Source organism: Arthrobacter sp. Hb9-2, from assembly GCF_059091165.1.
This window is the reverse complement of sequence record NZ_JBNHGJ010000046.1, coordinates 15415-27247: the sequence shown is the minus strand read 5'-3', so window position 1 is coordinate 27247 and position 11833 is coordinate 15415. Positions and strand designations below refer to the sequence as shown.

The 11833-nt window shown below is 65.0% G+C and carries 11 protein-coding genes; all 11 read left to right on the top strand.

All coding sequences use genetic code 11. The features are described 5' to 3' along the window. Positions 1–44: 44 nt before the first annotated feature. The 11 genes from paaB to AC5RV1_RS19375 all read left to right on the top strand — a co-directional run bounded on the left by paaB (position 45) and on the right by AC5RV1_RS19375 (position 11833). Positions 45–512 carry a 1,2-phenylacetyl-CoA epoxidase subunit PaaB gene (paaB, locus tag AC5RV1_RS19425; protein WP_493947010.1) on the top strand — a complete coding sequence of 156 codons (468 nt, stop codon included), beginning with the start codon at positions 45–47 and terminating at the stop codon, positions 510–512. A 50-nt stretch (positions 513–562) separates the two neighbouring features. Next, positions 563–1462 (top strand): 1,2-phenylacetyl-CoA epoxidase subunit PaaC, encoded by a 900-nt coding sequence (paaC, locus tag AC5RV1_RS19420; RefSeq protein ID WP_493995691.1) that lies wholly within the window; start codon positions 563–565, stop codon positions 1460–1462. 5 nt (positions 1463–1467) lie between these two features. Then, the gene (gene paaD, locus AC5RV1_RS19415) at positions 1468–1989 is read left to right on the top strand and encodes a 1,2-phenylacetyl-CoA epoxidase subunit PaaD (RefSeq protein WP_493995689.1); all 522 of its coding nucleotides are present in this window, start codon (positions 1468–1470) and stop codon (positions 1987–1989) included. 9 nt (positions 1990–1998) lie between these two features. Further along, positions 1999–3240: a 1,2-phenylacetyl-CoA epoxidase subunit PaaE gene (gene paaE, locus AC5RV1_RS19410; RefSeq protein WP_493995688.1), complete on the top strand. Its 1242-nt coding sequence runs from the start codon at positions 1999–2001 to the stop codon at positions 3238–3240. Between the two features lie 24 nt (positions 3241–3264). After that, entirely contained in the window at positions 3265–4044 is a 780-nt protein-coding gene (locus AC5RV1_RS19405; RefSeq protein ID WP_493995687.1) for an enoyl-CoA hydratase/isomerase family protein, read from the top strand. Positions 4045–4352: 308 nt separating this feature from the next. Further along, on the top strand, positions 4353–6458 hold the full coding sequence (locus tag AC5RV1_RS19400) for an excalibur calcium-binding domain-containing protein (protein WP_493995686.1): 2106 nt from the start codon (positions 4353–4355) through the stop codon (positions 6456–6458). A 666-nt stretch (positions 6459–7124) separates the two neighbouring features. Further along, the gene (locus tag AC5RV1_RS19395) at positions 7125–7736 is read left to right on the top strand and encodes a hypothetical protein (RefSeq protein ID WP_493995685.1); all 612 of its coding nucleotides are present in this window, start codon (positions 7125–7127) and stop codon (positions 7734–7736) included. Between the two features lie 2 nt (positions 7737–7738). Next, positions 7739–8020 carry a PqqD family protein gene (locus AC5RV1_RS19390; protein WP_493995684.1) on the top strand — a complete coding sequence of 94 codons (282 nt, stop codon included), beginning with the start codon at positions 7739–7741 and terminating at the stop codon, positions 8018–8020. A gap of 21 nt (positions 8021–8041) precedes the next feature. Continuing rightward, the gene (locus AC5RV1_RS19385; protein ID WP_493995683.1) at positions 8042–9253 is read left to right on the top strand and encodes a hypothetical protein; all 1212 of its coding nucleotides are present in this window, start codon (positions 8042–8044) and stop codon (positions 9251–9253) included. Between the two features lie 86 nt (positions 9254–9339). Then, complete coding sequence (locus AC5RV1_RS19380; protein ID WP_493995682.1) at positions 9340–10923, top strand: tyrosine-protein kinase domain-containing protein; 1584 nt, start codon at positions 9340–9342, stop codon at positions 10921–10923. 4 nt (positions 10924–10927) lie between these two features. Further along, positions 10928–11833: a nucleotidyltransferase family protein gene (locus tag AC5RV1_RS19375; protein ID WP_493995681.1), complete on the top strand. Its 906-nt coding sequence runs from the start codon at positions 10928–10930 to the stop codon at positions 11831–11833.

Sequence of the window (11833 nt, the reverse complement as noted above, 5' to 3'; positions counted from 1 at the left end):
AAACAGCGGGCAAAAGAGTCAATGAAGACGAAGGAATACGCAGCATGAGCCCCCACGGCAACCCGGAAGTCCCCGCAAGTTCGGCCAGTGAAGTAATCCGCGGCGCGGAGCAGGTTCCGGCCGGCGCCCCCACCCCGGAGGCAGCCGCCACCGAGGCCAAGGCCGCCGCAACAACCCCGGCCTCCGAGAACCAGGTTCCCTCGATCCAGCCCGCCGCAAGCCACGCGGACCGCGGCGCCTGGGGCCTGTGGGAGGTCTTTGTCCGCTCCAGCCGCGGCCTCAGCCACGTCCACGCCGGCTCGCTGCACGCACCGGATGCCGCCATGGCCCTGCGCAACGCCCGAGACCTTTACACCCGCCGCAACGAAGGCGTCTCCATCTGGGTTGTCCCCGCGGACGCCATTGCCGCCAGCGATCCCGACGCCAAGGGCTCGTTCTTCGAATCGCCCCAGGGCAAGGACTACCGGCACGCCACGTACTACACCAAGAGCGAAGGGGTAAAGCACCTGTGATCCCCACCGGCTCCCACAGCTCGCAAGCTCGCAGCGGGTCCCTCGCCGGCGTGGCCCCTGCTAACGAAACCACCACCGGCCACGGTGACATCTCCACCGGCGTGGCAGGCGGCGACTCCAACGCGAGCGCCACCCGCATCACCCCCGGCAATGCCCTCCGCCCCGAGGACATCGCCCTCGAGGTCCGCACCGGCGTGGCCAAGCCGTCAGAGGACGTCGCAGAATACGCGCTGCGCCTCGGCGACGACGCCCTGATCCTCGCCCAGCGCCTGGGCCACTGGATTTCCCGCGCCCCTGAGCTGGAGGAGGATGTGGCCCTGGGCAACATCGCCCTGGACCAGCTGGGCCATGCCCGGAGTTTCCTCAGCTATGCCGGTGGCGCCTGGGGAAAGAGCGAGGACGACCTCGCCTACTTCCGCCGCGAGCACGAGTTCCGCAGTGTCCAGCTGTTCGAGCAGCCCAACGGCGACTTCGCGGTAACCATCGCCCGGCAGTTCATCGTGAGCTACTACCAGTTCGAGCTCTACCGCCGGCTCACCGAATCGACGGACGCCACGCTCGCCGCCATCACGGCCAAGGCCGTGAAGGAAGTGGACTACCACCGGGACCACAGCGCCCAGTGGATCCTCCGCCTGGCTGGCGGCACCGAGGAGTCGCGCAGAAGGATGATCCACGGCCTGCGGCTGATGTGGCCGTACGTCAACGAACTGTTCCAGGACGACGAGCTAACGCAAAGGCTCGCCGAGGCGGGCGCCGCCGTCGCGCCTTCCAGCCTGCGGGAGGACTTTGACCGGCTCACCGGCGAAGTCCTCAAAGAAGCCGAACTCGAGGTGCCGGACGTCCCGGCAGCCCCCGGCGGCGGCCGGCACGGCAAGCACTCCGAGCACCTGGGCTACATCCTGGCCGAGATGCAGGTGCTGGCCCGCGAGCATCCGGGAGCAAGCTGGTGAAGGCCATGTACATCTCTGACTTTGAAAGCCGGACCCGCACCCCGCGGCAACAGGCGTGGGACATCGCCGCTACCGTCTGCGATCCGGAGATCCCCGTGCTCACCATCGAGGACCTGGGGATCCTGCGGGAGGTGCAGGTGGCAGGAGACCACGTCAGGGTCACCATCACCCCCACCTACTCGGGCTGCCCGGCCATGGACGCCATCCGCGACGACCTCAAGGCAGCCTTCGCCAAAGAGGGCTACAAAGACGTCGAGGTGGACCTGGTGCTCGCCCCGGCCTGGACCACGGACTGGATGACCGAGGCAGGCAAAGCGAAGCTGCAGGAGTACGGCATCGCCCCGCCGTCGGGCAAAGCAGGAGCAGCCCGCCACGCCGGCCCCATCCGCCTGAGCATGGCCGTGAAGTGCCCCCAGTGCGCCAGCCTGAACACCAAGGAACTCACCCGCTTCGGCTCCACCTCCTGCAAGGCGCTGTACGTGTGCCAGGACTGCAAGGAACCGTTCGACTACTTCAAAGTGCTGTAAGGAAGCCCCATGCCTGTTGTCCGCCAGACCGCCGCCGAAACGGCGCAGGCCACCGGCCGCCGTCGTCCGTCCTTCCACACCCTCGCCGTGAAGGAGGTGCGCCGGCTCACCGAGGACGCCATCGAGGTGGCCTTCCACGTCCCGGCGGAGCTCGCCGGCCAGTTCGATTACCTGCCCGGCCAGTACGTGGCCCTGCGCACCAAGCTCCCGGATGAGACCGGCGAGCTGCACGAGGTGCGCCGCAGCTACTCCATCTGCGCCGAGCCGCGCAGCTTCGCGGACGGCAGCAGCGAGATCCGGGTGGCGGTGAAGAAGGACCTGGGCGGGCTGTTCTCCACCTGGGCGAACGCCGAGCTGAAGGCCGGGGACACGCTGGACGTCATGAGCCCGATGGGCGCGTTTGTGTCGCGGCATGGCCGGGACGGCCAGGCGGTGGAGCAGAACCGCATGAACTCCATGAACAACCCGGAGGAGCTGGCGGGGGACGTCGCCTCCCACGGGGAAGCCAGCTTTGTGGCCATCGCCGCCGGCAGCGGCATTACCCCGGTGATCGCCATCGCCCGGACGCTGCTGGCCGCGAACCCGGAGTCGCGGTTCGACCTGATCTACGCCAACAAGGCCGCCATGGACGTGATGTTCCTGGAGGAACTGGCGGACCTCAAGGACAAGTACCCGCAGCGGCTGGCCATCCACCACGTGCTGTCCCGCGAGCAGCGGATCGCGCCGCTGCTGAGCGGAAGGATCGACGCCGAGAAGCTCCAGCAGCTGCTGGGCACGGCCATCCACGCGGACGATGTAGACGAGTGGTTCCTGTGCGGGCCGTTCGAGCTGGTGCAGCTGTGCCGGGACACCCTGGCCGAGCGCGGCGTGAAGCCGGAAAACATCCGGTTCGAGCTGTTCACGTCCGGCAAGCCGGACAAGCCGGAGGGGCACGCGGGCCGTCCCGTGGTGGTGGACGAGTCCAAGGAGACGTACAAGATCACCTTTAAGCTGGACGGCCTGCAGGGCGAGGTGGCCAGCCCCACGCACGCCCGCGAGTCCATCCTCAACGCCGCGCTGCGGGTCCGCCCGGATGTGCCGTTCGCGTGCGCCGGTGGAGTGTGCGGCACGTGCCGGGCCAAGGTGGTCACCGGCAGCGTGACCATGGACGAAAACTATGCGCTGGAGCAGGATGAGCTGGACAAGGGGTACGTGCTGACCTGCCAGAGCCACCCCACCAGCAAGGAAGTCACCGTCGACTTCGACGTCTAAGTCTTTTCAACTTCAAGGAGTTCCATGATTTCCCTCTCCATCAACAACGGCGTGGCCGAAGTGGTCCTGGACGCTCCGCACAAGCTGAACTCGCTGGATGAGCAGGCGCTGGCGGATTTGTCCCAGGCGTACGACGACGCTGCTGCCGCCGCCGCCCGCGGTGAGGTGCGGGCGCTGCTGCTGAGGGGAGAGGGCCGCGCCTTCTGCGCGGGCCGGGACATCCAGAACGTGACGCCGGAAAATGACGACGCCGCCGCGTACCTGGGCGGGCTGGTGGAGCCCCTGCTGAAGAAGATGAGTGCGTTCCCGGCTCCTACGTTCGCGGCCGCCCACGGTGCTTGCCTCGGCGTGGGGCTGGGGCTGCTGCTGGCCACGGACGCGGTGTACGTGGCGGAGAACGCGAAGTTCGGGTCGCCGTTCGCCAAGCTGGGCGCGACGCTGGATTCGGGCGGGCACTGGTACTTCACCGAGCGGCTGGGGATGCACCGGACGCTGGACCTGATCTACACGGCGGAGCTGATCAGCGGCACCGAGGCAGTGGCGCAGGGGCTGTTCAGCCGTGCCATGCCGGCGGATGAGTTGCTTGAGACGACGCGGGGGATTGTGGCGAAGGTGGCCCGCGGCGCCACTGGTGCCTTTACCGCCAGCAAGGAGCTGGTTGCCCACATCCGCGACCAGCGCCTGGGCCTGTGGGAGGCCATGGCCGAGGAGAACGCCGAGCAGGCACGTCTCTGCAAAACGGACGACTACGCCGAGGGCTTCCGGGCGTTCCAGGAGAAGCGCGAGCCGCAGTTCCGGGGCTGAGCCTGCAGGCGACCGAGCTGGTGGGGCGGGCATTCTGGGCGGATCTTGAGCGAACCCTGCGTTTAGGCTGCGGGGATCTTGATCCATTTTCGGCAGAGTTGGCAAGGCTGGATCAACCAGTCCAAAGCACGCTGCACGGAGTAGGTAAGCACTATCAGGCCGGGTAAGCGGCAAACCAATGGGTTGACGTGTGACGAGCTTCGTCACCAAATCAGCATCTGCAGCAGAAGTAATTAGTCCGTTACTTCCGCCTAACGATCCAAACGTCCCATCGATGCGCCGTCGCAGCACTATGAGAAAGAATCAACATGGGGGTCTCTCAGAGGCGGCTTCTCGCCGCCGCTGCTTCACTTGCCATCGCAGCGTCCAGTATCGGATCTGTTGCACCGGCCATCGCAGCACCAACACCTGTAACCAACGAGCAGGTTACGGAACCAACCAACGCACCCACAGAAACGGGAACGGCTTCGGCTGAAACCCCGTTGGCGTCTCCCGCTGCAGAGGCAAGCAAGCCAGCACTGACGGAAGAGCCCAGCGCTCCCGCAGCTGCCACCGCGGAACCGGCGCCGCAGGCAACATCGGAAGCACCTCAGGTGGTCTCGGCTGAAAGTCTGAACGCGGCCAGCGAATCCGGCACCACGTTCGGCCAGGTCTTCGGGCTCTTGGGCTCGCTGAAGGTTCTGCCTGAGTCAACGGTGCAGTACGACCGGTCCCTGTTTGAGCATTGGATTGATGCTGATGGGAATGGCTGCCACACCCGCAAAGAGGTTCTGCTAGCAGAATCGCAGGTCCCGGCCACGGTGGGCGCAGGCTGCACAGTGACAGCAGGCCAGTGGACTGGTTGGTACGGCGGAGGCACGGCCTATGATGCCTCTGCCATCGAGATCGACCACTTTGTTGCCCTGTCGGAAGCCTGGGACTCGGGCGCTGCCTATTGGACGCCGGAGCAGCGCCGTGCCTTCGCAAATGACATGGTGATCGGCGAATCCCTGGAGGCCGTCCCGTCGGCGGTCAACCAGAGCAAGAGCGATCATGACCCCACCGGTTGGCTGCCGGAAGACCCAACAGTCTGGTGCAGGTACGTCACCTCCTGGCTGAAGGTTAAGTACCGCTGGAACCTGGCTGTCGATCAGGACGAGTATTACGGGATCGAGCGGATCCTGTCCCTCGGAAGTTGCGGCTACGACACGTTGTACTACCCGGAGAAGGCGGGCACCTCCGAGCCGACTGCCGATAGAACGTACTTAGTGCAAGGCGCTATTGCCGACAAACATGCAACAGCAGCGGGGGTGTTGGGTTCTTCCACCTCCCAGGAGTTCGCAAACCAGCGTTTCGGCGGGGCCTATCAGCTCTTTGAGCGCGGCACGATCGCCTACCTCCAGCAGTATGGGGCCTACATGGTCATCGGCGGTATTAACACCGTATGGAATTCGATCGGGGCCCACAACAGTGATCTCGGCTACCCGACGTCTGACGAGTACGCCCCGATGGCTGGCGGCGTGATGCAGAACTTCCAGTTCGGCAAGATCTCCTGGAACCCGGCTACCGGGTCCAGGATCACAAAGGGCGGCATCGGTGTCACCTGGGATAACGCAGGCGGCCCGCTCAGTGGCCTCGGTTATCCAACAACTGATGAGTACGCTCCGATGCCCGGCGGTGTTATGCAAGGGTTCCAGTACGGCAAGATTTCCTGGAACGCCGCAACGGGCTCCCGCATCACTAAGGGTGGCATTGGCGCTACGTGGGACAAGGTCGGAGGCCCGCTCAGTGGCCTTGGCTACCCCACCACGGACGAGTACGCCACCGCTAACGGAGGCGTAACGCAGGCGTTCCAGTACGGGCAGATCGTCTGGTCGCCTGCCACCGGCTCCCGCTTCATCAAGGGCGGCATCGGCCAGACGTGGGTCAACGCCGGCGGGCCTAACAGCGGACTGGGTTACCCCACCTCGGATGAGGTCGGTGGCCTTGTCGGAGGCGGCGCGAAGCAGTACTTCCAAGGCGGAGAAGTTGTCTGGTCTCCCGCTTCGGGCGCGCGCGTCATGACCGGTGGCATCAGGGGTGCCTGGGTGGGCCAGGGCTCCGAAGGCGGGCGCCTGGGTTACCCGACAACCAATGAGTATGGTGCCAGTGGGGGCGGCTACTCGCAGGACTACCAGGGCGGCCGCATCACCTGGCGCTCCGGCAGCGTGAGCGTCGAGTACGCGTCCGACGCGTACAAGCCCGCACCGGCTCCTGCCCCCGCACCTGCACCGGCTCCAGCCCCCGCACCCGCGCCGGCTCCAGCCCCCGCTCCGGTCTACTATGCGAACTGCACTGCGGTGCGTAATGCAGGTAAAGCGCCACTCTACAGCTGGCAGCCTGGCTACCGCTCCGCGCTGGATGCGGACTCCGACGGTATCGCCTGCGAAGGTTAAGCAAGCCGTGAAGAGCCCCACCCTCGGTCGCCGAGGGTGGGGTTTTTCGCGGTTTTGGAGGGTTGAGTCTGTACGCAGCCTGTAGGGGCTTAGGTAGGTAGGGCAGACCTGGCTTAGGTGGGTACGGTGGGCCTGAAGGAACGGGTATTGCCTACTCGTGTTTCCCGCTTCGCTTGGTTGTCTACTGGGAAATGCCGGCGAGGTGGAAGCCGTCGCGAAGACTCCCACCGCAGCACTCGCCGGCACCATTTATCGCGGCAGCTGAAACAGTGCGTCCTCCGGTGAACCCGGGGTGATGCAGGAACGGCGGGATCCATGCGAACCAGATCATCCACTGGGGATGGCATCAACCTGGCGGCCTGCCCGCACCAATTTGTTGGCCGGTGCGATGACTGTTCCGCATCAGCAAGCCTGAGCGAATCAGACCAGATGGTGACGGATGAAGGCGGGACGACCTTCGTGGCCGAGGCCGATCCTGACCCGCGCATTTGGTGAACCAACGCCATACAGCCCCTCACAGCAGATCTTGACCCAACCTTGCAGGTTGGTTGCAGGATTCTTAAGTCTCGTTCGGAAGAGTAGGCAGGGCCGGGCCAACCTGCTCGGCAAACTCCCGCTGCCACTCCTAAAGGGCTGCCGCGGTTGAAGACTACAACGGGGGCATCATTGTCTGAGGTTCTGAACGAAAAGGTCACCAGCGGGGAAGAGAACGGTTTCAGCCGCCGCAGGGTGATGGCAGGAGTGGCGTGGTCGGTACCCGTTATCTTGACAACCGTGGCGGCGCCGCCGGCATCGGCGTCACCGGGACCGACGCCAACGCCGATCAACGCAACGGCGACTTGGTCTGGAACCGGGACGCAGTATTCTACGGTCGGTGGCGGCAACCCAACAATCACTGGAACTCACCCCACAACATTGAGTATCAAAAACGCGGGTGCTTCCTCCTTTACCGGCACTATCAGCGTGACAATATCCCTGAAGCCGGTCGGCACCGTGCTCGCGGGGATCGGTGTTGAGTCGCTCGGTCCTGCCACTGTTTCGTCGCCGAGCGCATTCACCTTGCACGGATCCACGGCGTCCTTTTCCTACTCCGGGTCTATCAACAGCGCTCAAACAGTGGATTTTTCCATCCTCTTTCATTACGAATCCGTCAAGCCGCCGAAGCCGAATAAGGTGACGTACTCCTACGAGATGACCACGAGCGTCGTCTTCACAAGAAGCGGCGGGGGCACGCTCTCACTTTCGCCGACCACTACTAACCCCACAATCACGTACTGACGATGGTCTGGAAACGAGGCGGCCTGGTGGCCGTAGCCCGCACCGAACACCCGGGACGGGTTGCCCTGCTCCATTTGGACGCAAACCAGCCGGTGGTCCTGGAAGGACCGGCAGCAGTCATTTGGGACCTGATCGACGGCCGGCGAACACAGCAGTCCATCCTTGCTGAACTTGAGGCCACCTTCGAGGATCAGGCAGGACAGATGCACTGCCAGGTGGAACGCTTCCTCGCCAGCCTCGAGGCCCAGCGCCTCATCGAGGCTGCCCCCGACGCGTCGCGCTAACCGTTCAGGGTCGCGGGAACAATGGGAAATGCAGTTGTGGCGTGGAAGCAACGTCTCTTCGAGGAATTGGCGCGAGGCAGTGACCTGCTGTGCCTGGAGGTCCTGGGAAGGCAGTTCACTGTCCGCTGGGGCCGCACGGTCACCTGGCAGCAGCGGGAAAGCATGAGTTCGGCCTGGGCACGCTGTGCCAGCAGCCACGAGCCAGTGCTTCCGCCGCCGCCAATGGAGCCCACGGACAACCTGCCGTTCACCGCTATAGTCATCGGCAGGTCGCTGAAGCACGACGGCGGGATGTTCCACGTGCGGGCCGCCTCCTTTGCGGAGCTGGCCGAGAGCCTCACGTCCCGGCTCACAGTGGAAGCCATCCTGGCCAATGCAGGCGGGCTGACAATGCTGCACGCCTGCGGGGTGGCCCACCCGGCCACGGGGGCGGTGGTGGCGCTCGTGGCGAAGTCGGGAACGGGGAAAACCACTGCGTCGTCCGTGCTGGCCAAGACCTATGGGTATGTCACGGACGAAACGGTGGCCATCCGCCCGGACGGCTCGGTGGTTCCGTATCCCAAGCCGCTGTCCGTAAAGCAGCGGCCGGGAACACCCAAACGCCAGGTGGGACCGGGCGAGCTTGGCCTTCAGCCAGCTCCAGCCCTGCCCTTCATCCAGTCCATCGTTCTCCTCAACCGCGTTCACAGTGACCACCCGGTGGCCCCGGTGCTGGAGAGGGTTCCGCTGGCCGATGCCGTACTCGCCCTGATCCCGGACTCGTCTTCCCAAGGGGACATCCGGGAACCGCTGCAGTCGCTCTGCCGCCTGATAGACAGCGTTGGGGGAGTCCGGCAGGTGACCTACTCGGAAGCCGCCGATCTGCCGGCAGCCCTGGACCCCCTGTTCAGGACGCAGCCGCAGAAGCAGCACGGGGTAGTGCCTGAATGGGAAGCGCGCGCGGCTGGAGACATCAGGCCGGGACCCATTCGGGACCGCTACATCCGAAGGGCAGCAGCAAAGGATGCCGTCGCCATAGGTGGCGACCTCCTGGTCATGCTGGACAACCAGATCGTCCGGCTCAGCGGCATCGGCCCAACGATCTGGACAGCATGCGCCAGTCCACTCCTGCCGGATCAGCTCGCTGAAGCCGTGGGGGAGGTGCACGGCACGCCGGAAGGCTACCGGGACGCCGTCGCCTTGGCCGTGCAGCAGCTCATCGCTGCATCAGTTTTGGAACAGGGCGGCGAGTAGGCGCCAACGGGTGGGGGACCACCCGACCAGCATTTCGGTCACGAACACCGGCCAGGAAACAAAGAACTTGAGTGGAAGGAACCACTGTGAGCACCACAGCCGCGCCCCCGGAAGCGCCCGTTGGCATGGACCTGACGGACTACCTCCGCATGCTCCGGGCCTACTGGAAGGCGATTGTCGCCTTCACCCTGCTGGCCACCCTGGCAGCTGCGGGCTGGACTGTCCTGCAGCCCAAGATCTACGCTTCAGATTCCAGCGGCATCGTGGTCACGCCGGGCTCGGACAACGTCAGCCTGTCGCTCGCGGGGGACAGCTTGGCCAAGGCCAAGGTCAAAAACTACGAGTCGGTGGCGAAATCCCGGCTTGTGGCTGACCGGGTCATCCAAGCACTGGAGATGAATACCAGTGCAGACGCCCTCCTGGGCAGCATCAGCGTGAAGGTTCCGCTGGACACCGCCGAAATCCGGGTGACCGCTCAGTCCACGGACCCTGCCACCGCACAACGCGTTGCCGACGCCTGGGTCAACGGCCTCGCCGCCCAGGTGGAAGCGATCGAAACGGCACCCGCCGGCGAGGCAGCCGCGGACGCCGGCACGGCGGCAACGCCCGGCACGGAGCCGCCGGCAAACGCTACGGCAACGGCTGTCCGGGTGCTTCCTTTGGGCAAGGCAGTTCTCCCCACTAGCCCTACCTCACCCAACACCAAGCTCAACCTGGCTCTGGGCGCACTCGTCGGCCTGGCCCTCGGTGTCGCCTATGCGGTGGTCCGCCGGCACCTGGACCGGCGCATCCGGAAGGCCGCGGAAATCGAACGGCTCTTCGGCCTCCCCGTGATCGGAACCCTTCCCGTGGACCACCGCCTGGATCAGAGAAGTACCATCCTGGATGCTGGCACAGGAATGCAGGTCCACGACGCCGGCGGAGCCATGGGGGAGGCCCTGCGCGAGTTGCGCACCAATATCAGCTTCCTCGACGTGGACCAGCCGCCGCGGATCATCGTGGTCACAAGCTCGGTGCAGTCAGAAGGCAAGTCCACCGTTACAGCCAACCTGGCGGTCACCCTGGCGGCCGCCGGAGAAAACGTGGTGGTGGTCGACGGCGACCTCCGCCGGCCCACGCTGGTGGATGTTTTCAACCTGGTTCCGGGAGCAGGGGTCACCGATGTCCTCACAGGCACCGCCGAGCTGGCGGATGTCCTCCAGCCCTGGGGTGCGCTGCCGAACCTTTCAGTCCTTGGCTCCGGCCGGATCCCGCCGAACCCCAGCGAGCTGCTGGGGTCCCGGGCCATGACGAACATGCTCAATGCGCTGGCCGAAGATGCAATTGTCCTGATTGACGCCCCGCCGCTGCTGCCCGTCACCGACGCCGCCGTCCTTTCCCGCGCAGCAGATGGAGCGATTGTGGTGATCCGGACGGGCAGGACCACACAGGAGCAGCTGGCGCAGTCCCTGGGGAACCTGGAGAAGGTCAAGGGCAGGATCCTGGGGGCCGTGCTCAATTACGTGCCAACCAAGGGAACGGATGCCTACACGTACTACGGAACGTACACCGCTGCGCCGAGGCCGGCGCCGGCATTGGGAGTCGAGCCGCAGCCCATCACCCCCGCGCATGACAGCGGGGCTGAAGGCGTCCTGGAAGCCCTGGCCAGCGGGCGCAGGGCCAAGGACTAGGGATATGTCGGACGCGGACAATCAAGCACAGCTCAGCATTCCTGAGGGCGTACTCCTGTGCCACACCTTGGTGGCACGGGTAGCGGAAAGCCTGGGCATCCGCGCCTTCTTCATCAAAGGGCCGGCCAGCGTGATACAAGGGCTGCGCCAGCCTAAAACGTCAACCGACGTGGACGTTTTCGTCTCACCCTCCAATCTGGAGCACATGGTGCAAGGCCTGCGGGAGCGGGGCTGGCGGGAACGCCCCGTGGATCCGGACAGCAGGACGTTTCCGAAGCACGCGGTGACCTTGCACCACCCGGAGTGGCCGTGTTGTATCGATGTCCATTTCCGCTTCCCGGGGATGGAAAGTCCGGCAATGGATTGTTTCGAGGTGATGTGGGCAAATACAGATTGCGTGGAGCTTGCCGGACAGAAGGTGCGCATCCCGTCAGCGGCGCTGGGAATCCTGATCCTTGCGTTGCACGCCCTCCGGTCTCCTCATTTTCCTGCCTGCCGGCAGGAGCTCGAATTCCTGGCGCACCTCACGGAACGGCAATCGCGCGCGTCCGCAGTGTTGGACATCGCCACGGCCACTAGTTCCCTTGCGGCCATGCAGCCTTTTCTCGAGGATCTACTCCCTGAAAAGGCCCTGCCAGAGTGGCCGGAGCCATCCATGGAATGGCACAACCGGCTGATGGCCAAGGAACCGGGTAGTGCAAGGCTCATAGCCATTGCACAGGGGCCGTGGGGTCAGAAACCAAAGATGTTGTGGCGGGCTGTCTTCCCGCGGCCGGACGTCTTCCTGAGTGGGAACATCTACGCGGACATGTCGCTCCGGGGACGGCTCTCGCAGCATCGTGCCAGATGGGCCCGGTTCCTACGCTCTGCGCCACGAATCGTGCGGGACCTCAGGAACATCGGTGGTTGA